Origin of the sequence: Actinotalea fermentans (assembly GCF_007991475.1) — a bacterium.
Lineage (GTDB): Bacteria > Actinomycetota > Actinomycetes > Actinomycetales > Cellulomonadaceae > Actinotalea > Actinotalea fermentans.
In genome coordinates, this window is the sequence record NZ_BJYK01000001.1 from 738511 (window position 1) to 760140 (window position 21630).

Here is a 21630-nt window from a genome sequence, read left to right on the forward strand (position 1 = left end):
ATGGACACCCCGCGCGCCAACCGCCTGCACATCGGCGTCTACGGCAAGCGCAACGTCGGCAAGTCCTCCCTGGTGAACGCCATCACCGGCCAGTCCATCGCGGTCGTCTCCGACGTCCCCGGCACGACGACCGACCCGGTGTACAAGGCGATGGAGCTCCACCCCGTGGGTCCCGTCGTCTTCATCGACACCGCCGGGCTCGACGACGTCGGCCACCTCGGCCGCTTGCGCGTCGACAAGACGCGCGAGGCCGCGCAGAAGACGGACGTCGCCCTGGTCGTGTTCACCGGTGAGCCCGACGTCGAGGCCGAGTGGGTCGCCGACCTCGGCCGTCGCGGCGTCCCCGTCGTCGCCGTCGTGAACAAGGCGGACGAGCTCGCCGACGCCGAGGCCGTCCGGGCCGCGGTGAAGGCGCGCCTGCGCCTGGACGCCGTCGTCGTGAGCGCCCGGACGGGGCAGAACGTCGCCGCGATCCGCGACGCGATCCTCGCCGAGCTGCCCGACGACGAGCCCGTCAGCATCACCGGCGCCCTCGCGGAGCCGGGTGACCTCGTGCTGCTCGTCATGCCCCAGGACATCCAGGCACCCAAGGGCCGCCTGATCCTGCCGCAGGTCCAGACCCTGCGCGACCTGCTCGACAAGAAGTGCCTGGTGATGAGCTGCACGACCGACAGGCTCGCCGAGACCCTGGCGGCGCTCTCCCGACCGCCGAAGCTCATCATCACCGACTCCCAGGTGTTCCCCGTGGTGCACGCCGCCAAGCCCCCGGAGAGCCTGCTCACCTCCTTCTCCGTCCTCTTCGCCAGCTACAAGGGCGACATCGACGCCTTCGTGGCGGGGGCCCGTGGCATCGACGCGCTCACCGCGACGTCGCGGGTGCTCATCGCCGAGTCCTGCACCCACGCGCCGCTCGAGGAGGACATCGGCCGGGTCAAGATCCCGGCCCTCCTGCGCCGGCGGTTCGGCGAGACGCTGCAGGTCGACATGCTCAGCGGCCCCGGTCTCCTGGAGGACCTGGACAGCTACGACCTCGTGATCCACTGCGGCGGCTGCATGTTCAACCGCCGCCACGTGCTCTCCCGCATCGACGAGGCCCGCGCGCACGGCGTCCCGATCTCGAACTACGGCATCACCATCGCCCACCTGTCGGGGATCCTCGACCAGATCACGCTCGCACCGCGATGACCCAGGTCGCCGAGCAGCCGAGCACCGGGACGCGCCCGTCGCCGGACGCCCCGCGCGGGCCTGCGTCCGATGTCGGGACGCCGGGGGTCGCGGGATCCGCGCGCCGCCCCGGCCGCGGCCTGCGGGTGAGCCGGCGGCTGGCTCGGACCGTCAGGGGCGTCGTGCGCCGCAACCGCCACGGCCTGGTGGTGACCGGCGTCGTCGTCGGGGCGTGGTGGCTCGTGTGCGCGCTGCGCCTCAAGAGCGCCTACGTGCTGCCGCCGCCGGACCGGGTCTGGGAGGCCGCCGTCGCCATGACGACGTCGGGCGAGCTGGCGCGCCACGTGGTGACCAGCCTCGGCCGGGTGGGCGCCGGGTTCGCGCTCGCGTTCGCGCTCGCCTTCGGCGTGGGCGTGCTCGCGGTGGTCGCCCCCCGCGTGCACGCCTACCTCAGTCCGGCTCTGGACTTCCTCAAGAACGTCCCACCCCTGGCGCTCATCCCGCTGCTGATCCTCTGGTTCGGCATCGGCGAGACCCCGAAGCTCGTGGTCATCGTCCTGACGGCCGTCTTCCCGATGTCCATGGGCATCACGAAGGGGCTGCGGTCCTGCGGCCAGGACCTGCTCGACGTCGGCACGTCGCTGCACCTGTCGCCGGCGCGCACGTTCGTGCTCATCCGACTGCCGCACGCGCTCCCCGACGTCCTCGTGGGCATGCGCGTCAGCCTCGGCTACGCCTGGCGCGCCCTCGTGGGTGCCGAGATGTTCGCGGCGGCGGCCGGACTCGGTGCGCTCATCGTCGACGCGGGCAACATGGCGCGGTCCGACAAGGTCATCGTCGGCGTCATCGCGATCGGGGCCGTCGGGCTGGCCACCGACCGGCTCTTCGCCCGCCTCGTCCGCAGGTACCTGCGCTGGGGGATCGATGACAGCTGGCGCTGAGATCTCCGGGCTGCACAAGAGCTACCGGCTGAACGACCGGACCGTTCCCGTCCTCGTCGGGCTCGACCTCGTCCAGCGCGACGGCATCACCGTCGTCGTCGGGCCGAGCGGCTGCGGCAAGACGACCCTGCTGCGCCTGGTCGCGGGCATGGAGCGGGCCGATGCCGGCGTCGTCCGCGTCCGCGGGACCGGGCGCATCGGGATGGTCTTCCAGGAGCCGCGGCTCATGCCCTGGCTCACGGCCGCGCAGAACGTGGCCCTCGGTCAGCGCCGGGGTCGGTGCGACACGACCGCCCTGCTCGCCCTCACCGGGCTCGCCGGCTTCGAGGACGCCCTCCCCCACCAGCTCTCCGGCGGGATGCAGCACCGCGTGGCGCTGGCGCGCGCGCTGGCCAACGGACCGTCCCTGATCCTCATGGACGAGCCCTTCGCCGCGCTCGACGAGCAGACCCGCGAGGGGATGCAGGACCACCTGCTCGAGGTGCAGCGGACCACCGGCATGAACGTCCTCTTCGTGACGCACAGCCTCGACGAGGCCCTCTACCTGGGCGACCGCATCGTCGTCCTGCGCGGCGGCCGGATCGCCGCCGACCACACCGTGACCCGGTCGTCCGGCCGGCGCACCCGCGAGCCCGACGACGCGCTCGCCCGAGTCATCCGCACGACGACCCAGAGGGAAGAACCATGACCAGAAGGACCCCGGCGCTCGTCGCCGTCCTCGCGCTCGCCGCCGCCGCCCTGACCGGCTGCACCGCCGACGCCGAGGGGGCGGCCACCCCCGATCCGTCGACCACCGTCGCCGCCCCGGCGGAGCCCAGCGTCGACGAGGTCGCCGTCACCTACGTCACCTCGCCGCTGAACGTCCCGTCGATCGTCGAGCGGCAGATCGGGGCCTTCTCCGACGCGTTCGGCGACGGTGTCGAGGTGACCTACTCCGAGCTGACGACCGGGCCGGAGCAGACGGCGGCCCTGGCCTCCGGCGACATCCAGTTCCTCTTCGCCGTGGGCGCGACCTCGGTGATCATGGCGGCGGCGAACGGCGCGGACATCGCGATCGTCGACACCTACAGCCGCTCTCCCGAGGCCTTCATGCTGGTGAGCGGCCCCGACGGCCCGACGACGCCGGCCGAGCTCGCGGGGCGCACCATCGCCGGCCCCAAGGGCACGATCCTGCACGAGCTGCTGCTCGCCTACCTCGCGAGCGGCGGGCTGACGGCCGATGACGTGAACCTCGTCGACATGAAGATCCCGGACGCGCAGGCCGCGCTCGCCGGCGGCAGCGTCGACGTCGCGCTCCTCGCGGGGCCGGCCGCCGCCACCATGCTCGCGGACGGCTACCGCACGGTGACCGACGGCACCGGGCTCGTCGGCGCGACGATCGTCGTCGCGACCAGCCGGACGTTCGCCGACGAGCACCCGGACGTCGTCCGGACGTTCGTCGAGGCGCACCGCGCCGTGCTGGCCTACATGGACGAGAACCCCGACGAGGTCCTCGAGATGACCGCCGCCGAGACCGGGCTCCCCCTCGAGGCGGTCCGCGAGATGTACCCGATGTACGACTTCGACTGGGCGGTGACCGACGCCGACCTCGCGGCGATGGAGGCGACCCAGGACTTCATGCTCGCGAACCAGATGATCGCGGAGCCGGTCGACGTCCCGAGCCTGGTCCTCGACCTCGACTGACACCGACCCGGTGGTCCGGCGGGGTGCAGGGGCCCCGCCGGGCCACCGCTCTCAGCCCGCCGCGCGCCTGACGAGCTCGACGATCCTGGCCTCCTCGGCCGGTCCGAGCGTCGTGAGGGCGAAGGCCGTGGGCCACATCGCACCGTCGTCGAGCGGTGCGTCGTCGTTGAAGCCGAGCGTCGAGTAGCGCGCCTTGAACTTGGCCGCCGGCTGGAAGAAGACCGTCGCCTTGCCCGCCTTGCCGTACGCGGGCATGCCGTACCAGGTGCGCGGCTCCAGCTCGGGGGCAGCCTCGCGGATGATCGCGTGGATCCGCTCGGCGACCACGCGATCGGCCTCCGGCAGCTCGGCGATCTTCGCGAGCACCTCCTGCTCGGCGTCCACCTTGTTGCCGCTCCGGGCCTTCTTGAGCTCACGCGCTCGCTCCTTCATCGCGGCGCGCTCCTCCTCGGTGAACGTGTCGCCGCCGCGCTCCCCAGCGGCCGGGTCCGTCGTCGTCCTCGCCATCAGGTCCTCCCGTCGTCGCCGCCACGCCCTCCGGCGTCGGCGGTGCCCCGCGGCGGGGCTTCACCAGGCTAGGAAAGGACGCGCGCGGGTGGCTTCTCGAATCCTGACCGACCGGCGCCGGACGCCGGGAGGCCCTCAGCCGGCCCGGTCGAGCCGCGCGGCGCTCCAGTCCACGACCTGAAGAGGCACCACGAGGACCGGACGGTGCTGGTGGTGGCTCAGACGCACCGCCACCGAGCCCTCGAGCACCTCGCGCACCCTCGCCCCGGTCCCCGGCACGCGCGTCCCGACGACGAAGCCGGCTGCGTCGACGGCGCGCGCGAGGTGGGTGAGCGCTCGGTCGGCCCGCCCGGCCAGGTACCGGAAGTGCCACGAGACCCCGGCCGGGTCGAGCACCGCCGCAAGGTGCTCGCGCAGGAGGTGCTCGCGCTCCTGCCAGGCGTCGTCAGCGCCGTCGGGATCGACGGCGTCGTGCACCACGGTGCCGTCGGGGCGCTCCTCGCGCGCGAAGCGGGAGGGGTCCGCGTACGCGCAGTAGAGCGCGGAGGTCCCGCAGGCGGTCGCCCAGAGGACCGCCGTCCGGACCACCAGCTCCGGCTGGGACGGCGTCACGCCCACGACGACGGGGTGGCCGGCCAGCGGCACCATCCGGTCGACGGCGGGTTGGGGGACGGTGTGGGTCGAGCGGCGTTCGGGCACGGCGCGTCACCTCCGGTTCGAGGCTAGTCCGCGCCCGCCGGCGGCGTCCTCACCGCACCGCCCACATCATCCCGACACCGGCCGCGGCGGCCGCCACGCACAGCGCCAGCGTGCCGAGGGCGTTCGCGACGGCCCAGCGCCACTCGTCGGACTGCGCGAGCCGCACCGTCTCGATCATCGCGGTGGAGAACGTCGTGTACCCGCCGCAGAAGCCCGTGGCCGCGACGACCAGCCAGGTAGGACCGAGCCCGTGCCACTGCGCGGCACCGTTGAGCAGGCCGATCACCAGCGAGCCGGTGACGTTGACGAGCATCGTCGCCACGGGCAGCGCCTGAGCCGTCCGCGCCCGCACGGCCCCGTCGACGACGAAGCGGGCGGCCGCGCCGAGGCCACCGGCGAGGGCGACGGCCAGGACGAGCGGCACGGTCACGCCGCTCATGAGGCACCGTCCGTGCGTCGCGCCGCGCGTCGTCCGGCCACGACGACCCCCGCCAGCGCCGCCACGAAGCCGAGTGCCACGCTCCCGAGCCCGTACGCCGCGCCGGGGCCCACGTCCCCGCGCGCCCAGAATCGCTCGACCTCGATGGCGAGACTGCTGAACGTCGTGAACCCGCCGAGGAGCCCCGTGCCGAGCGTCAGCCGCACGGCACGTCCGCGGGGCGTCTCCGGCCCGCGACGCACGAGCGCCTCGAGGAGCACGCCCAGCAGGAACGCGCCGACGACGTTCGCGCCGAACGTCGCCACGGGCCACCCGGCCCCCGGCACCGCGGAGGCGAGCAGGTACCGGGCTGTCGTCCCCACGGCGCCTCCGAGGGCGACCAGGGCGACGAGGCCCGGGCGCAGGTACGCCGGCCGACTCACGGGGACCATCCAACCAGCCAGAGCCCTCGGGCCCGGTCAGGCAGGCAGTGCGCGATCCGCGGCCCGACTGGTCACCCGGCCTGCCCCGGCTCGAACGCGTCGGGCACGCCGTCGGCGTCGGAGTCGACCGACTCCGCCACCTCGAGCCGCACGTAGGCGCGGTTCCTCGACCTCAGCAGGGCGCCGGCGACCGTGGCTGCGAGCAGCGAGCCCGTGAGCACGCCGACCTTCACGTGCTCGGCACGGACGTCGGACGCGAAGGCCAGCTCGCCGATGAGCAGCGAGACGGTGAACCCGATCCCGCCGAGGGCGGCGACCGCCAGGACGTCCAGCCACGCCAGGCTGGCGTCGAGCCTCGCCCGGGTCAGCCGCGCGACGAGCCAGGTGGTCCCGAAGATGCCGACGACCTTCCCGAGGACGAGACCGGCGACGATCCCGAGCGCCACAGGGTCGCCCAGCGACGACCGCAGCCCGTCGAGCCCGCCCACCGTCACCCCTGCCGCGAAGAACGCGAACACCGGGACCGCGACGCCGGCCGAGAGCGGACGGAACCGGTGCTCGAAGTGCTCCGCGAGCCCTGGGCCCGCCTCGGGACCACCCCCGCGTGCGCTGCGCAGGACCGGCACGGTGAAGCCGAGCAGAACGCCGGCCACCGTCGCGTGCACCCCGGACTCGTGCATGAGCGCCCAGGCGACGACGGCGAGCGGGAGCAGCACCCACCAGGCACGGACGCGGCGCTGGACGGCGACGGCGAAGAGGCCGACGACGGCGAGCGAGCCCACCAGCGGGAGGACGCGGACGTCGTCGGTGTAGAAGAGCGCGATGACCGTGACCGCAAGCAGGTCGTCCACGACCGCGAGGGTCAGCAGGAACGTCCGCAGGGCTGCGGGAAGGTGGGTGCCGAGCACGGCCAGCACGGCGAGGGCGAAGGCGATGTCCGTGGCGGTGGGGATCGCCCACCCGGTGAGCGCGTCCGACCCGGCGCGCGACGCCACGACCAGGTACACGAGGGCGGGCACCACCATGCCACCGACCGCCGCCAGGATGGGCAAGGCGGCGCGGCGAGGGTCGCGCAGGTCGCCCGCCACGAACTCCCGCTTGAGTTCCAGCCCCACGACGAAGAAGAAGACCGCCAGCAGGCCGTCGGCGGCCCAGGTGCCGAGCGACAGGTCCAGGTGGATCGATGCAGGACCGACCTTCAGGTCGCGCAGGTCGGCGTAGCCCTCGGCCCACGGCGAGTTGGCCCAGGCCAGCGCCAGGACCGTGGCGACGAGCAGAAGCGCACCGCCGACTGTCTCCTTGCGCAGGATCTCGGAGATGCGGCGGGTCTCCGCCCAGGAGCGGCGGGGAATCAGGTTCTGGGTGGCGTCGGCCACGGGGCACCCTTCGGGGTCGGCAACGTGATGCCGACCAGGCTTCCCGGCGCTCCGAGGTGAGTGTATCGGGGCCCGCCGGGGGTCTCCTGACGAGTCCCGGCAGCCTCAGGCCGCGTGCACGGGCGCCAGGCTGAACGCGCCCTCGTCCTCCTGGGCGTTGTGGAACTTCAGGACCGCGTACAGGCCGTAGAGCAGGCGCCGCACGTCGACGACGTCGTCGGCGGTGATCGGCTCGCCAGGGTCGGCCGAGACGGAGTCGAGCAGGCGCCGCAGGCGGTGCACCTGGTGCTCGATCTCGGCGTGCGTCCGGCTCAGTGCGGCGACGGCCTCGTGGCTGTGGAGCGCACGGGCGACGAGCGGGACGAGCAGCTCCTCGTCGGCGCGCTCGTGGGGAAGCAGGTCACGCTCGAGCGCGTCGAGGAGCTCGCGCGCCGCGGCGAGGCTCGGGTCCTGCGTGGACAGCTGGTCGGCGACGGCGGCGACCCGCTCGACGAGCGGGGCCAGCCCGTCGTGCTCGGTCCGCAGCAGGGCGAGCGTACGGCGGTCCTCCTCCGGCAGGTCGATCGTGTGCAGTCGCGTCGGGAGCACCGCGCGCAGCGCGATGGCGATCGCGAGCAGGTCGATCACCTCCTGGAGCGCGGCGCCCACGGCCGGCGTCAGCCAGCCCGCAGCCGCAGCCGCCATGGCCAGCATCGACAGGCCCATGCCCACGGTCACCGACTGGAGCGCGATGCCCCGTGACCGGCGCGCCACGAGGATCGCGTCCGCCAGCGCGTCGACACGGTCCACGGTCAGCACGACGTCCGCGGCCTCCGACGACGCCGTCGCGCCGCGGGCCGCCAGCGCCACCCCGACGTCCGCCGCCGCCAGGGCGGGCGCGTCGTTGATACCGTCCCCGACCATGATCGTCGGCCCGTGCCGGGACTCCCGCCCCAGGGCGGCGAGCTTGTCCGACGGGTCGCAGTCGGCGAGCACGGTGTCGACGCCGACGATCCTGCCCACCGTGTCGGCGACGTCCGCGCGGTCGCCCGTCGCCAGGACCACGCGCCGGATGCCCGCGGAGCGCAGCGCACGAACCATGCGTGGAGCGTCCGGACGGATCGGGTCGTGGAGCAGGATCGCGGCGACGATCACGCCGTCGACCTCGACCAGCACGCTCATCGACCCGTCGAGGTCCGCGCGTCGCCGGACCTGCCGCGCCCACCGGTCGGCGCGGGACCCCGTGATCCACTCGGGCCGCCCCACGCGCACGGTCGCGCCGCCCGCGCTCCCCCGCACACCCCTGCCCGGTGACTCCTCGACGTCGGAGGGCAGGTCGAGGCGCAGGCCGCGCGACAGCGCCGCCTCCACGATGGGCCCGGCGAGGACGTGCGCGGACACCTGGTCCACGCTCGCGGCCAGGCGCAGCGCCTCGTCGGTGTCCGCGCCATCCCGACCGAGGACGTCGGTCACGGCCGGCCGGCCGCGCGTGAGCGTGCCGGTCTTGTCGAACACCACGACCTGACCGGCGGCCAGCCGCTCGAGCGCCGCGCCACCCTTGACCACGACGCCGAGCCGCGCCGACCGCGAGAGGCCCGAGACGATGGCGATCGGCGCGGCCAGGAGCAGCGGGCACGGCGTCGCGACGACCAGGACCGCGACCGCACGCACGGGATCGCCCGCGAGCCACCAGGCGACACCGGCGAGCACGAGGGTGAGCGGCACGAAGGCCACGGCCCAGCGGTCGGCGACCCGCACGAAGGGCGCGGAGGTCGCCTGCGCCTCTGCGACGAGGCGGACGAGCGCGGCGTAGGTCGACGTCTCGGCCGTCGTCGTCGTCACCAGCTCCACGGGCGGGCCGACGTTCACGACGCCGGAGCGCACGTCGTCACCGCCGGGCCGCTCCACGGGGGCCGGTTCGCCGGTGAGCGCCGACTCGTCGAACGTCGCGGGACCGGTCAGGCGACCGTCGACCGGGACGACCTCCCCGGTGGCCACGAGCAGGTGCTCGTTGAGGCCGATCTCCTCGACGGGAACCTCGAGCACGCCGTCGGCGGTGATCCGGCGGGCACGCCGCGGAGCCCGCGCGGTGAGCAGGCTCAGCTCGCGCCGGGCGCGCGCCGCGGCGCGCTCCTCGAGCACCTGTCCCGTGGCGAGCATCGCCGTGATGATCGCGCCTGCGAGCGGCTCCCCCACCCACAGCGCCCCGGCGAGGGCGAGCACCGCGATCACGTCGACGGTGGGCCTCCGCTCGCGCAGTGCGGCTCCCATCGCGGCCAGCGCGAACACCAGTCCGAGGACGGCACCCGCCGACCACGACCCGTCCGCGACCGACGAGGCCCCACGTGCCCACGCGAGACCGCCGGCGCCGAGGAGGACGACGGCGAGGGCGAGGACGAGCAGGTCCTGATGGCGGCGCAGGGTGCCCATGCCTCCGAGGCTAGCCACGACACGCACGCCGGGCGGCTGGTCGGGCCGATGTCACCCGCGCACCCGACGTCTCCTGGCACTGTTCGTCGGGCGCCCTGCTGTGCGATGCCGCACACTGGGCTGCTGGTTCAGGCGGCGGACACGGGCAGGAGCAGCGACGTGCGCATCTCCCGCAGCAACGCCCAGTTCCAGCAGTGGGAGGCGCTGCTGCGGAACCCGGCCAAGCGCCGGCGCACGGGTGAGTTCCTGGTGCAGGGCGTCCGGCCGATCACCGTTGCCGTGGAGGTCGGCTGGCCGATCCGGGCCGTTCTCTACGACGCCGAACGATCGCTCTCCCGGTGGGCGGCCGACATGCTCGAGCGAGCCGGCGGCCAGCGCGTGGCTGTCGCACCGGACCTCATGCGGACGCTGGGCGAGAAGGAGCAGGGCCCGCCCGAGCTCGTCGCGGTCGCGGCACTCCCCGACGACGACCTGGCCCGCGTCGACGTCGCGCCGTCGTTCTTGGGGGTCGCCTTCGACCGGCCGTCCACGCCCGGGAACATCGGCACGATCATGCGGTCGCTGGACGCGTTCGGTGGGTCGGGTCTGCTCGTCACCGGGCACGGGGCCGACCCGTACGACCCGGCGTCGGTCCGCGCGTCGACGGGCTCGCTGTTCGCCCTGCCCGTGGTCCGGGCCCCGTCACACCACGAGGTGACGGCCTGGGTCCGAGCCGTCAGCACGGCGGGCCCGTCCGTCGCGGTCGTCGGCACCGACGAGGACGGCGACGTGGACCTCGCCGACGTCGACCTGACGGGCCCGACCCTGCTCGTGATCGGGAACGAGACCCGAGGGATGAGCGCGGGCTGGCGCGAGGCGTGCGACGTCGTGGCGCGCATCCCGATCGGCGGCGTCGCCAGCTCGCTCAACGCCGCCGTCGCCGCCGGCATCGGGCTGTACGAGGCGGCGCGTCAGCGCGGCCGGACATCGCAACGGTAGCCGCCGTCAGGCGACCTTCCAGGGGTGCTCCGGGTCCGTCGGGACGGGCGCCGAGGTGACGCGGACGGCGTACGTCGGCGCGGGACGACCGGGCACCGGACCGAGGTAGGCGTGGCCCGTCATGCGGCACCACACGGGTAGGTCGATCGGGGCGACCGGGTCCGTCGTCGACAGGTGCACGACGTCGCCGTCGGGAAGCGTCGCGACCAGGTCCCGCAGCATGACGAGCAGGCGCGCGCACCCGAGGTCTCCCCCGTCGAGGTGGTGGACCCCGGGCTGCCGGCTGCTCATCCCCGCGAGGATATCGGCGCCGGTGCGCCGGCTGGCAGGCCGCGCCACGGTCCTGGGCCGTTGGTCCCTTGCGGGCGCTCGGCCACATGACTAGGCCGGTGAGTGGGAGAGGCCTCGAAGCGTCCGACAGCTGCCGGGTCGAGTGCCTCCTAGGGGGCCCGCATGAGCACGACTGCGCACCGGCTCAACCACCTGGACCGCCCGTCGAACCCGAGGGTCCACATCCCGCGAGCGGCCGCACGTCACGGCCCGACGGGCCTCCCTGAGCTCTCTCCCCCGCACCCCACGCCGAGAGCCGCCGCGCCACCCCGGCTGGTAGCCGGCGCCCTGGTCGTCCTTGTCGTGATCCTCGTCGTGCCCGCCGTGCTCTCGCTCGTCGGGGCCTTCCAGTGGCCCGCGTGGGCATCGTGGTCGCTGATGGTCCTCGGGCTCATCGGGCTCGTCCTGGGTGCGCTCGTGGTGTGGCCGAAGGCGCTCGTGCCACGTGTGGCAGGAGCGACCGCGCTCGAGCGCGCGAAGCTCCAGAACGACGCCCGCACCAGCCTGGTGAGTGGGACGACGATCGCCACGGCGCTCCTCGCCGCAGTCCTGGCCTGGAACCAGCTCGCGGGTACCCGTGCCGACTCACTGGAGCAGCAGAGGGCGACCGAACAGCAGCAACGCGCGACCGAGCAGCAGCAACGCGCGACGGAACGGCAGCTCTGGATCGCCGGGCAGCAGCTCAACGCACAGGCGTACAACACGGCGGTCACCCTCCTGGCGGGCGCCACGGTGAACGAACGCTCGGCAGGCGTCGTCGCTGTCCAGCGCATGGGAGAGCAGGGAGCGAGAGCCCAGCTGAACGGCGAAGACCTCAGCAACTACCCGCTGACGAGCCGCGCAGCGATCGTCATGCTCACCGATCACATCGCGAGCCAGGCGCCGCTCGACGGGACGTGGACGCCCTCGACCTCCACACCGTCGCTTCGACACGACCGTGCCGACGTGCAGCACGCCCTGGGCGCGATCTCGGCGATCACCTCGTACCGGATCACCCAGCGCGCCCGGCTCATGGACGTCGACCTGAGGGGCGCGGAGATCGCCCAGGGCACCTTCGACTCAGCCAAGTTCGACCGCTCCGACCTCTCCTTCGCCGACGCCCGTGGCGGATCCGGCACCTTCACGTCCTTCTGCGCAGCGACCTTCGTCGGTGCGAGCCTGCGTCACGCCCACCTCGCCGGCTCCGACTTCCGCCAGGCTGAGCTCAGCGGCGCGGACGTCACAGGCGCCGACCTCCACGGCGCACACTTCGAGGGAGCGAACCTCTCCGGGACGATCGGCCTCGCCACGGCGAATCTCGAGGGCGCGACGTACGACAGGACCGCCGCGGAGCTCGCCCCGGGGACTCCGTGGGCCGAGTACGGGATGGTCCTCACCGAAGACCCCGCCACGTGCGGTGAGTGGTTCCAGCAGTGAGCGGCTCAGGCCACGATCCGCCAGGCGAGGATCCCGAACAGCACGCCGAGGCTGTTGGTGGCCCAGTGCATGCCGGCGCTGGCCAGGACGCTGCCGCTGCGGCGGCGCAGCTCGCCGGCCACCGCCCCGCCGATCGCGGTGAACAGCACGATCGCCCCGATGACCAGCACGGTCGCTCCTGCGCCGGCCAGGCCGAGGCCGCTCACGACGTCGCCGATCCCGTGGTTGGCGGTCGTGATGTTCCGTGACGGAAGGATGTGCCAGAGCCCGAACAGGGCGGACGACGCCAGGAGCACCCGCCACGTGGTGGCGTGCCGGGAGAGGACCGCCCAGAGCACGGAGCGGAACGCGACCTCCTCGACCAGGATGGTCGTCACCGGGATGGTCACGAACGCGGCGAAGAGCGCGCTCCCGACGCCGAGGTGATAGCGGGCGTCGAGGAACGCGGTCCGGCTCACCGGCAGCAGCACGCCGATCAGGTAGACGACCGCCACCACCCCGATCACGCCGAGACCCCACCGCATCCCGGACCGGTGCCGACGCCGGTGCAGGCCCAGCTCGTGCCAGGTCAGCCCGTTCCACCGCGCGAAGGCGAGGAGGGCACCGGCGACCACAGGCCCCAGCCACCAGGCCTGCCAGACCAGGTGCTGCACCACGTTCACGGCCACCAGGGTGGCGATCACGACGCCGGTCGCCACCCACTCCGGCACGCGGTTGTCCCGGGCGCTCGACCGCGCACCAGGAGCGACGTCAGAGAGGTCCTCCGACGCCGCGGTGGCAGTGGAGGCAGCGGTGGGGAGCACGAGCGCGGAGGCCCGCACGTCGGCAAGGGTCACGCGGATGCGGCCTGACTCTGGGCGGAGGGGACTCTTCGAGTGTGACATCCGGTTCGGGCGACCAGCCGGGACGGGTGGGTGAATCGTGTGTGCGATGCGGGAGGATCCTGCGAGCGCGGCCGGGGGAACCGCGTCAAGAGGGCGGCACGGCGCGTCAGGATCGCGTCAAGACCCGAGGCCCGAGCCATCCGCACGGTGTGCGCTCGTCTCGTGTCCACATCGAACCTTCCCAAGCGGCTGCTCGTCGGGCGGCCGCTGAGCTCGTCGCGGATGGGCGAGACACTGCTGCCGAAGCGCCTGGGGCTCCCCGTGTTCTGCTCGGACCCTCTCTCGTCGAACGCGTATGCCACCGAGGAGATCCTTCTCGTCCTGTCCGTCGGAGGCCTCGCGCTCCTGCACCTCACGCCCTGGATCGCGGGCGCGGTGATCGTGCTGCTGGTCGTCGTCGTGGCCTCGTACCGGCAGACGTGCCACGCGTACCCCGGGGGCGGCGGGGCGTACGCCGTGAGCCGTGCGAACCTCGGGCAGAACGCCGCACTCGTCGCCGCATCGGCGCTGCTCGTCGACTACGTCCTCACCGTCGCGGTCTCCGTGGCCGCCGGCGTCTCGAACCTCGTCTCGGCACTGCCGTCGCTCGCACCTGCCGCGGTGCCACTGTCGCTCGGCATGGTGACCCTCCTGACCCTGGCGAACCTGCGCGGCGTGCGGGAGTCCGGCCGGGCGTTCGCCGTGCCGACGTACGGGTTCGTGCTCGTCGTCTTCCTCATGATCGCGGTGGGCCTCGCGCGCGTTCTCGTGGGTGACACGCCTACGGCCGAGTCCGCAGCCCTCGCGGTGGAGCCGGCGGCAGGGCAGGCACTCGGCGGACTGGCCCTCGTCGCCGTGATCCTGCGAGCGTTCGCCTCGGGCTGCACGGCGCTCACCGGGGTGGAGGCAGTCAGCAACGGTGTCCCGAGCTTCCGCTCGCCGAAGAGCCGGAACGCCGCGACGACGCTGGCCGTCATGGGCCTGCTGACCGTCACGATGTTCGCCGGTCTCACGGTGCTCGCGCTCGCCTCAGGCGTCCACGTGGCCGGGGACCTCGAGCACCTGGTCGGTGCCCCGGACGGCTACCACCAGCGGACGGTCATCGCCCAGATCGCCGGCGCGGTCTTCGGTGCCGGCAGCATCGGCTTCTACCTCGTCCAGACGTTCACCACCGCCGTGCTCGTGCTCGCGGCCAACACCGCGTTCAACGGGTTCCCGATCCTCGCCTCGATCCTCGGGCACGACGAGTTCCTTCCCCGGCAGCTCGCGCGCCGCGGGGACCGTCTCGTCTTCAGCAACGGGATCCTCGTCCTCGCCCTTGCCGCAGGCCTGCTCCTGGTGGCGTTCCAGGCGAACCCGACCCGGCTGATCCAGCTGTACATCGTCGGTGTGTTCGTCTCGTTCACGCTGAGCCAGGCCGGGATGGTCAAGCACTGGACCGCAGAGCTCCGGCGGGCTGAGCCCTCGGCACGCCACCGCATCCACCGGGCCCGGATCATCAACACCGTCGGCGCCTGCCTGACGTCGGTCGTCCTCGTCGTGGTCCTCGTCTCGAAGTTCGCGCACGGCGCCTGGATCGTCGTCATCGCGATGCCCTTGCTCTTCGTGGCGATGCTCGGCGTCCACCGGCACTACGCGCGGGTGGACGACTCGCTGGCGCCGAGCATCGGCGGGGTCACGTTGCCGAGCCGGGTCCACGCCGTCGTGCTGGTGTCCCGCCTCAACGCGCCGACCCTCCGGGCCCTCGCGTACGCGCGCGCCACCCGGCCGTCGACGCTCGTCGCACTCACGGTGAGCACCGACCGCGACGACACCGAGCGCCTCGCTGACGAGTGGGAACGCCGAGGCGTGCCGGTGCCGCTCACGGTCGTGGCGTCCCCCTATCGCGACGTCATCCGGCCGGCGGTCGACTTCGTCTCCGACCTCCGGCGCCAGGGGCCGCGCGACGTGGTGGCTGTGTACGTCCCCGAGTTCGTGCTCGACCGCTGGTGGGAGCACCTGCTCCACAACCAGACGGCGCTGCGGCTCAAGGCGCGGCTGCTCTTCCTGCCGGGTGTGATGGCGACCAGCGTGCCCTGGCGACTCGGGGCCGACGGCCGGGACCAGCTGTCCGCGCCACCGGTGACCACGCCCGATGCCGCGCCCTCGCCGGGGCCCACGGGCGACGTCGTCGCCGCGACACCACTGCCCGTGCCACGCTGAGCGCGTGCTGGACCAGGGAACGTCGACGCACGCGCTCCGGCGTCGGCCGCGGCTCGGGGGCGGTCTGTCCGCCCGCCGTCGGGCGGCCGGCTTCCTCATCGCCGCCGTCGCGCTGCCGGCCCTCACGGTGGCACTCCTGCAGGTGGCCGACGACCTCGCGTTGGGCAGCCGGCTCCTGACCTACCTGCTCACAGTGGTGGTGATCGCGGCGGTCGGAGGCCTCGGGCCGGGCGTCCTGGCCGCGCTCGCGAGCGTGCTGGTGGCGAACTGGTACTTCACCCCGCCCTACCGCACGCTCGTGGTCGAGGGGCGCGACGCCGTCGTCGAGCTGGTCGTCTTCGGCGTGGTGTCGCTCATCGTGAGCATGGTCGTCGAGCTCGCCGCGCGGGACAGGGCCGGCGCCGAGCGGAGCCGGGCCGAGGTCAGCCTCCTGTCGAGCGTCGCGGGCCGCCCGGCAGGTCAGCTGAGCCTCGCGGAGGTGCTCGAGCAGGTCCGGGCGACGTTCGGCATGGCGTCCGCCGCGCTCGTGCGAACAGGCCCTGACGGCACCTCGGCCGTGGTCGCCGCTGTCGGTGACGTCCCCGACGAGCCCTCGAGCATCCGCGTCGAGGCCAGCGCGGAGCTGGCCCTGCTGGCCCACGGCCCCTCCCTCTTCGCCGAGGACCGGGCTGCACTCGAGCGGCTCGCGGCCGCCGCGGCGCGCGCCTGGGAGGGCCAGCACCTGGCCGCGAACGCGGACCGGCTCCGTGAGGCGGACCGGGTGCGCTCGGCTCTGCTGGCCGCCGTCGGGCACGATCTGCGGACGCCGCTCAGCGGGCTCAAGGCCTCGGTGAGCAGCCTGCGCCAGCAGGATGTCGAGTGGACGGCCGATGAGCGGGACGAGCTGCTCGCCGCCATCGAGGAGTCGACCGACCGCCTCACCGCGATCATCGCGAACATCCTCGACCTCACCCGGATCGAGGTGGGTTCCGTGGGGGCGCGGGTCGCGCCGGTGGGCGTCGACGAGGTGGCCGCCCGGGCGTTGCTCGGCCTCCGCTCCCCCGTGTCCATGGCGATCCCCGACGACCTTCCGCTCGTGCTGGCCGACGCCGGTCTGCTGGAGCGCGTCATCGCCAACCTCGTCGACAACGCAGCACGGCACACACCGCCCGGACGCACGGTCGACGTCGTCGCGCGCCTGCACACCGCGGGCCTGTCAGCAGTACCCGTCGTGGAGCTGCGCGTCGTCGACCACGGCCCCGGCGTCCCGCCGTCCCTCTGGCCGGCGATGTTCGCTCCGTTCCAGCGCCTCGACGAGCGCACGCCCGGCTCCGGCTCGGGTCTCGGACTGGCGATCGTCCAGGGGTTCTGCGACGCGATGGGCGTCGACGTCCGCCCTGAGGAGACACCGGGGGGCGGCTTCACCATGGCGCTCGAGCTTCCGTTGGCCCCGTCGTGACCCGGGTGCTCGTCGTCGATGACGACCCGACGCTCGTCCGCGCGCTCGTCGTCAACCTCCGTGCGCGGCACTTCGAGGTCGAGACGGCTTCCGACGGCGGAACCGCCCTGCGGCGCGCCGCCTCACACCCTCCGGACCTCGTCATCCTCGATCTCGGCCTGCCGGACCTGGACGGCCTCGAGGTCGTCGCCGGGCTCCGTGGGTGGACCGACGTGCCGATCATCGTGCTCTCGGCCCGTGACACGCAGTGGGCCAAGGTCGACGCGCTCGATGCCGGGGCCGACGACTACGTCACCAAGCCGTTCGGCATGGACGAGCTGCTGGCGCGGATGCGAGCGTCGCTGCGGCGTGCGATGCCCACACCGTCAGCGCCCGTCGTGACGACCGACGCCTTCACCGTGGATCTCGCCGCGCGACGGGTCGTGCGCGACGGCGCCCCGGTCCGCCTGACCCCGACCGAGTGGCACCTTCTCGAGGTGCTCGTCCGCAGTCCCGGGAAGCTGGTCACGCACGCCGAGCTCCTCCGGGACGTGTGGGGGCCGGCGTACGTCGCGCAGTCGAACTACCTACGGGTCTACCTCGCACAGCTGCGGCGCAAGCTCGAGCTCGACCCCGCGCGGCCCACGCACCTCATCACGGAACCAGGGCTCGGCTACCGCTTCGAGCCGTGATGGCCCCCCAGGAATCTTGACGGTTCCTTAACGCCGCCGGTCCACCTGATCCCGCACCTGCGCCCGTACGGTTTCCGGGGCCGCCCTGGGCCCGGACGCACGCCCGAGCAGCGGAGGACCATGCGGGGAAGCTTCGACGGGCCGACGACCGGCGGTCGCGAGACGTCCAGCATCTCGAACCTGCGTCGGCGCCCGTTCCAGCTCGTCGCGGCCGGCTTCGCCCTGGCGGTCGGCGTCGGGACCCTGCTCCTCCTCTCCCCGGCGGCGAGCTCGGGACCGGCCGCGTCGCCGCTCACGGCCCTGTTCACCGCGACGTCGGCCGTGTGCGTGACCGGTCTCGTCGTCGTCGACACGCCGACGGCGTGGTCGCCGTTCGGTCAGGTCGTGATCCTCCTGCTCATCCAGGTCGGCGGCTTCGGGATCATGACGATGGCTTCGCTCCTCGGGCTGCTGCTCTCACGCCGTCTTGGTCTGCAGACGCGCCTCGCCGCCGCGACGTCGGCCAGAACCGTAGGCCTGGGCGACGTCAGGGGCGTGCTCTTGGGCGTCGCACGCACGACGCTGGTCGTCGAGGGCCTCACCGCGCTCGTGCTCACCGCGCGCTGGGCGCTGGGCTACGGCGAGCCGATCGGGCGCGCCCTGTGGTTCGGGGTCTTCCACGCGGTCTCGGCCTTCAACAACGCAGGATTCGCACTCTTCTCCGACAGCCTGATCGGGTTCGCCTCGGATCCCTGGATCTGCGTGCCCCTCACGGCAGCCGTCATCGTCGGTGGCCTCGGCTTCCCGGTGATCCTGGAGATCTGGCGCCAGCACCGCCGACCGTCCAGGTGGAGCCTCCACTCGAAGATCACGGTGCTGACGACCGGCGCGCTCCTGCTGCTCGGGACGCTCTTCTTCCTGGTAGCGGAGTGGAGCAACACGCTGGCCGGCCTGAGTCCCGGTGGTCGCCTCCTGGCCGGGTGGACGCAGTCCGTCATGCCGCGGACCGCGGGGTTCAACTCGATCGACACCGGCCAGCTGCACGAAGGGACGCTCCTCGGCACCGACATCCTGATGTTCATCGGCGGCGGCTCGGCGTCGACCGCTGGAGGCATCAAGCTCACGACATTCGCCGTGCTGCTCGTGGTGATCTGGTCGGAGGTTCGCGGGGACCCGGACGTCAGCATGTTCGACCGGCGGATCGCCGCGAGCGCGCAGCGGCAGGCGGTCTCGGTCGCTCTCGTCGGCGTGGCCGTCGTCATCGTCCCGACGGTCGCCATCTCCCTGACGTCGCCCTTCGGCATCAGCGACGTGCTGTTCGAGGTGATCTCGGCTTCGGCGACCGTCGGGCTGTCGACGGGTATCACGGCGGAGCTGGGTCCGGTGCACCAGCTGATCCTGGTCGTGCTGATGTTCCTCGGTCGGCTCGGGCCGATCACCTTCGCCACGGCGCTCGCTCTCCGCGAGCGACAGCGGTTCTTCCGGTACCCGGAGAGCGCGCCGATCATCGGGTAGCGCCGACGCCCCGCCAGACGCCGGCTGCGTATCGCCGCTCCTCGATCGTCGACGCGCTTACGATCGCGAGGTGGCGAACCTGCGTGGGTCCGGTTCGGCCGTCGGCCTCTGGCGTGAGGGCTCTCTTCGGGTGTTGACGGCGGTCGTCGCCGTGGGCGTTCTGGTGTCAGGTTGTATCCCGTCGGGTCCGTCGTACAGCCCGTACATGACGGGGATCCCCGAGGCTCGGGCTGCTGCTGTTGCGACAGTCAGTGACGCTGCTGGGCGGATCGACTTCTCGGACCAGGTCACCGTCTTGGGCGAAGGCACTGCTGACGGCTGCGGGACCCACACCGACGGGACCTTCTTCGCGCAGGCGACGGGGTACTACTGCGTGACGGGGTGGATGGTCGCGTTCGTCATCCCGAGCGCTCACACCCGCGAAGAGGTGGTCGGCGCGGTCGACGCCGAGCTCGCGGCCATGGACATCGAGTACGCCTACCCCCTCGCCGTGGATCTCGTGATGGCGTATCCGAGCGTGCGTGGCGACATGGTCGTGAGGGGTGGGGGCCATGTCGGCGGAGCCGAATTCCGGGTGTCGACCACGCCGTTCAGGGCAGACACCTGGCGCGCGCCGCGCATCCCACGCGGGTCTTCTGAGGTCTCGGTCGACGGCGACCTCGATGCGATCACCGCGTCGGCCGTGGAGGCGACGGGCGCGAGCGAGGTCGTGACGGTCCTCGTGTCCACGCACTACTGGGACACCAGGGGTCTCGAAACCGCTGCTGAGTCACCCGCGCCGCTCAGGCTGGACTACTACAGCGAGGGATCGGTCTACGCGTTCGACGTCGCGCTACCGGTGCCGGCAGAAGGCGGACAGGCGTGCGCCCAGGACGGTGCGGTCGACCAGCCGACCATCTCGCTGGTCGAGTCCCCCTTCCCTCGTCTCACGTTCGCCCTGAAGCCGGCGGCGACCTCGGACGACATGCAGCGCGTGCGTGATTGCCTCGCCGCAGGCCTCAGCTCGGGGGCCGTCGCTGTGCTGACCCCGTACGAGGAAGCGGGCGGGGCGGCACCCTGGGTACCCCGCACGCAGAAGGGCCGCCCCGCCGAAGCGGTGCGGCCCTCTGACCTGCGACATCTCTGTCGGGATGGCGGGATTTGAACCCACGACCCCTTGACCCCCAGGCTCTCCCAGCCCGTGGGGCAGGTCCGCGTCGAACAGTGTCCGCGCAGGTCAGCGTCCATAACCGTCCAGCGCCGTCCATCTTTGCCCACGCCCGTTGGGCCTACTTAGGCTTACCGATAGGCGGACTGCTGAGCCGGCTGGAGGGGCGACGGGCGATGCCACGACAGAGACGCGAGCGAGGCGAAGGCGCCGTCTACTACTCGAAGAGCCGCCACCGTTGGGTCGGCCAGCTGGATGCCGGCACGGACGCCAACGGTGCACGGATCCGCCCGCTCGTCGTCGCGCGCACGCGCGACGAGGCGCGTTCGCGGCTTGCCGAGCTCCGAGAGGCTCGGGACAAGGGCATCGACGTCCGGTCTCGTCACGTGACCTTCGACGACGTGGCTGACCTCTGGCTCTCCCGAGACATCGCGGGGCACGTCTCCGAGGAGTCGCTCTCCAACTACACGTCCTTGCTGCACGGTCGGATCTCACGGGCCATCGGCGGGATCCCGGTCACGCAGCTGCGCGCCGCGGATGTCGAGAAGATGCTCCTGGAGTTCCAGGAACTAGGTCGATCGGCCCGCTATATGCGGCTCGCGCGGAATCTCACGGAGCGGGTGTTGGATTACGCGGTGCGGCGCGACGTCGTCGACCGCAACGTCGCCGCGAAGGTTCGAGCGCCGGCCGGTCCGACGGCGGAGCGCTACGGATTGACCGTGAAGCAGGCCCGTCGCCTCCTCAAGGTCGCCGCCGAGGACCGGCTGGGCAACCTCGTTACAGTTTCGCTGCTCCTCGGCCTTCGTCCCGGGGAGGCCGCCGGCCTGACGTGGGACCACGTCAAGCTCAAGGGCAAGCGCCCGACGATCACCGTGGCTGCGAGTCTCCGGCGCACCCCGATGGGTGCCCTCGTCCTCGTGCCCCCGAAGACACGGACGAGTCGACGCACGTTGGAGATCCCTCCGCCTGTCGTCGCGGCGCTCAGGTCTCAGCGCACCCAGCAGAAGACCGACCGGGCCGCCGCGGCACGGGGTTGGCAGAACTCGCTGGACCTGGTCTTCACGACGGAGGTTGGCACGCCGCTCGACCCGTCGAACGTCAGGCGAACCTATGCACGCCTCGCGAGCGCGGCCGGACTCGAACACCTGCACCCCCACATGCTCCGGCACGCGGCCGCCAGCCTCTTGTCGGCGGCAGGCGTGCCGATCGAGGACATCTCCGACACGCTCGGTCATCGCTCGGTCGCGATCACAGCTGAGGTGTATCGCCACCCGATAGCGCCTGTCCGCTCCGGCCACATGGCAGCGATGGACATGCTGGTTCCTAGGGGCCGTCCCAAGCCGGAGGGCTGACGCCGCGCCAACGACCGGCTGTCGGCGCCCGTTACCTCGCCAGTGCCACCACGCGACCGGAGACTGCCGGCGCAACCCCGCAACTTCTACTCCTGACGG

Annotated in this window: 20 protein-coding genes; 12 read left to right on the forward strand and 8 right to left on the reverse strand. The window is 72.7% G+C overall.

Features of this window, described 5'->3' with window-relative positions:
• Genes hydF through AFE02nite_RS03465 form a run of 4 tightly spaced genes read left to right on the forward strand, consistent with a single transcriptional unit; the run spans nt 1 to nt 3788 of the window.
• Nucleotides 1–1185, forward strand: a complete 1185-nt coding sequence (gene hydF / locus AFE02nite_RS03450) for a [FeFe] hydrogenase H-cluster maturation GTPase HydF (protein WP_261765501.1) — start codon at nt 1–3, stop codon at nt 1183–1185.
• On the forward strand, nt 1182–2105 hold the full coding sequence (locus AFE02nite_RS03455; RefSeq protein WP_146819080.1) for an ABC transporter permease: 924 nt from the start codon (nt 1182–1184) through the stop codon (nt 2103–2105). The genes hydF and AFE02nite_RS03455 overlap by 4 nt, the downstream gene beginning before the upstream one ends.
• Nucleotides 2089–2793, forward strand: a complete 705-nt coding sequence (locus AFE02nite_RS03460) for an ABC transporter ATP-binding protein (protein ID WP_034243077.1) — start codon at nt 2089–2091, stop codon at nt 2791–2793. The genes AFE02nite_RS03455 and AFE02nite_RS03460 overlap by 17 nt, the downstream gene beginning before the upstream one ends.
• Nucleotides 2790–3788, forward strand: coding sequence for an ABC transporter substrate-binding protein (locus AFE02nite_RS03465; protein WP_034243076.1), 999 nt, complete (start codon nt 2790–2792; stop codon nt 3786–3788). The genes AFE02nite_RS03460 and AFE02nite_RS03465 overlap by 4 nt, the downstream gene beginning before the upstream one ends.
• A gap of 51 nt (nt 3789–3839) precedes the next feature.
• Here the strand turns inward: AFE02nite_RS03465 and AFE02nite_RS03470 are convergent, their stop codons facing one another.
• From AFE02nite_RS03470 to AFE02nite_RS03495, 6 genes are all read right to left on the reverse strand, one after another.
• Nucleotides 3840–4295, reverse strand: coding sequence for an iron chaperone (locus AFE02nite_RS03470; protein ID WP_034243074.1), 456 nt, complete (start codon nt 4293–4295; stop codon nt 3840–3842).
• Nucleotides 4296–4430: 135 nt separating this feature from the next.
• Nucleotides 4431–4994, reverse strand: a complete 564-nt coding sequence (locus AFE02nite_RS03475) for a universal stress protein (RefSeq protein WP_034243072.1) — start codon at nt 4992–4994, stop codon at nt 4431–4433.
• Nucleotides 4995–5043: 49 nt separating this feature from the next.
• Nucleotides 5044–5433: a fluoride efflux transporter CrcB gene (crcB, locus tag AFE02nite_RS03480; protein ID WP_052113340.1), complete on the reverse strand. Its 390-nt coding sequence runs from the start codon at nt 5431–5433 to the stop codon at nt 5044–5046.
• Nucleotides 5430–5864, reverse strand: a complete 435-nt coding sequence (locus AFE02nite_RS03485) for a fluoride efflux transporter FluC (RefSeq protein ID WP_034243070.1) — start codon at nt 5862–5864, stop codon at nt 5430–5432. The genes crcB and AFE02nite_RS03485 overlap by 4 nt, the downstream gene beginning before the upstream one ends.
• 62 nt (nt 5865–5926) lie before the next feature.
• Nucleotides 5927–7231, reverse strand: a complete 1305-nt coding sequence (nhaA, locus tag AFE02nite_RS03490) for a Na+/H+ antiporter NhaA (protein WP_034243069.1) — start codon at nt 7229–7231, stop codon at nt 5927–5929.
• 105 nt (nt 7232–7336) lie between these two features.
• Nucleotides 7337–9640: a heavy metal translocating P-type ATPase gene (locus AFE02nite_RS03495; protein ID WP_034243067.1), complete on the reverse strand. Its 2304-nt coding sequence runs from the start codon at nt 9638–9640 to the stop codon at nt 7337–7339.
• Nucleotides 9641–9799: 159 nt separating this feature from the next.
• Between AFE02nite_RS03495 and AFE02nite_RS03500 the strand changes: the two genes are divergently transcribed.
• A complete protein-coding gene (locus AFE02nite_RS03500) occupies nt 9800–10618 on the forward strand; it encodes a TrmH family RNA methyltransferase (RefSeq protein ID WP_034243065.1) in 819 nt (272 codons plus the stop codon).
• A 6-nt stretch (nt 10619–10624) separates the two neighbouring features.
• Here AFE02nite_RS03500 and AFE02nite_RS03505 read toward each other — a convergent pair whose 3' ends face one another.
• On the reverse strand, nt 10625–10909 hold the full coding sequence (locus AFE02nite_RS03505) for a sulfurtransferase TusA family protein (protein WP_034243063.1): 285 nt from the start codon (nt 10907–10909) through the stop codon (nt 10625–10627).
• Between the two features lie 162 nt (nt 10910–11071).
• Here AFE02nite_RS03505 and AFE02nite_RS03510 point away from each other — a divergent pair, with 162 nt between their 5' ends.
• Nucleotides 11072–12364: a pentapeptide repeat-containing protein gene (locus tag AFE02nite_RS03510; RefSeq protein WP_146819081.1), complete on the forward strand. Its 1293-nt coding sequence runs from the start codon at nt 11072–11074 to the stop codon at nt 12362–12364.
• A 5-nt stretch (nt 12365–12369) separates the two neighbouring features.
• Here the strand turns inward: AFE02nite_RS03510 and AFE02nite_RS03515 are convergent, their stop codons facing one another.
• Nucleotides 12370–13200: a CPBP family intramembrane glutamic endopeptidase gene (locus AFE02nite_RS03515; RefSeq protein WP_261765415.1), complete on the reverse strand. Its 831-nt coding sequence runs from the start codon at nt 13198–13200 to the stop codon at nt 12370–12372.
• Between the two features lie 210 nt (nt 13201–13410).
• On the opposite strand from AFE02nite_RS03515, the gene AFE02nite_RS03520 reads away from it, so the two are divergent.
• The 6 genes from AFE02nite_RS03520 (at nt 13411) to AFE02nite_RS03545 (ending at nt 21531) form a co-directional block, all read left to right on the forward strand.
• The gene (locus tag AFE02nite_RS03520; RefSeq protein WP_034243061.1) at nt 13411–15429 is read left to right on the forward strand and encodes an APC family permease; all 2019 of its coding nucleotides are present in this window, start codon (nt 13411–13413) and stop codon (nt 15427–15429) included.
• A gap of 4 nt (nt 15430–15433) precedes the next feature.
• Nucleotides 15434–16867, forward strand: a complete 1434-nt coding sequence (locus AFE02nite_RS03525) for a sensor histidine kinase (RefSeq protein ID WP_052113337.1) — start codon at nt 15434–15436, stop codon at nt 16865–16867.
• Entirely contained in the window at nt 16864–17538 is a 675-nt protein-coding gene (locus AFE02nite_RS03530) for a response regulator (protein WP_034243059.1), read from the forward strand. The genes AFE02nite_RS03525 and AFE02nite_RS03530 overlap by 4 nt, the downstream gene beginning before the upstream one ends.
• Nucleotides 17539–17658: 120 nt before the next feature.
• Complete coding sequence (locus AFE02nite_RS03535) at nt 17659–19032, forward strand: TrkH family potassium uptake protein (RefSeq protein ID WP_146819084.1); 1374 nt, start codon at nt 17659–17661, stop codon at nt 19030–19032.
• Between the two features lie 70 nt (nt 19033–19102).
• The gene (locus AFE02nite_RS03540) at nt 19103–20176 is read left to right on the forward strand and encodes a hypothetical protein (RefSeq protein WP_146819085.1); all 1074 of its coding nucleotides are present in this window, start codon (nt 19103–19105) and stop codon (nt 20174–20176) included.
• Nucleotides 20177–20355: 179 nt separating this feature from the next.
• Entirely contained in the window at nt 20356–21531 is a 1176-nt protein-coding gene (locus AFE02nite_RS03545) for a site-specific integrase (RefSeq protein ID WP_034243056.1), read from the forward strand.
• Nucleotides 21532–21630 lie beyond the last annotated feature (99 nt).

What these genes read in the sequence shown, in the direction of transcription:
- AFE02nite_RS03545 (WP_034243056.1), top strand. Translation starts at nt 20,356, where the DNA reads ATGCCACGACAGAGACGCGAGCGAGGCGAAGGCGCCGTCTACTACTCG.
- AFE02nite_RS03470 (WP_034243074.1), bottom strand. Translation starts at nt 4,295, where the DNA reads ATGGCGAGGACGACGACGGACCCGGCCGCTGGGGAGCGCGGCGGCGAC.
- AFE02nite_RS03510 (WP_146819081.1), top strand. Translation starts at nt 11,072, where the DNA reads ATGAGCACGACTGCGCACCGGCTCAACCACCTGGACCGCCCGTCGAAC.
- hydF (WP_261765501.1), top strand. Translation starts at nt 1, where the DNA reads ATGGACACCCCGCGCGCCAACCGCCTGCACATCGGCGTCTACGGCAAG.
- AFE02nite_RS03455 (WP_146819080.1), top strand. Translation starts at nt 1,182, where the DNA reads ATGACCCAGGTCGCCGAGCAGCCGAGCACCGGGACGCGCCCGTCGCCG.
- AFE02nite_RS03485 (WP_034243070.1), bottom strand. Translation starts at nt 5,864, where the DNA reads ATGGTCCCCGTGAGTCGGCCGGCGTACCTGCGCCCGGGCCTCGTCGCC.
- AFE02nite_RS03460 (WP_034243077.1), top strand. Translation starts at nt 2,089, where the DNA reads ATGACAGCTGGCGCTGAGATCTCCGGGCTGCACAAGAGCTACCGGCTG.
- AFE02nite_RS03465 (WP_034243076.1), top strand. Translation starts at nt 2,790, where the DNA reads ATGACCAGAAGGACCCCGGCGCTCGTCGCCGTCCTCGCGCTCGCCGCC.
- AFE02nite_RS03505 (WP_034243063.1), bottom strand. Translation starts at nt 10,909, where the DNA reads ATGAGCAGCCGGCAGCCCGGGGTCCACCACCTCGACGGGGGAGACCTC.
- AFE02nite_RS03535 (WP_146819084.1), top strand. Translation starts at nt 17,659, where the DNA reads ATGCGGGGAAGCTTCGACGGGCCGACGACCGGCGGTCGCGAGACGTCC.
- AFE02nite_RS03495 (WP_034243067.1), bottom strand. Translation starts at nt 9,640, where the DNA reads ATGGGCACCCTGCGCCGCCATCAGGACCTGCTCGTCCTCGCCCTCGCC.
- crcB (WP_052113340.1), bottom strand. Translation starts at nt 5,433, where the DNA reads ATGAGCGGCGTGACCGTGCCGCTCGTCCTGGCCGTCGCCCTCGCCGGT.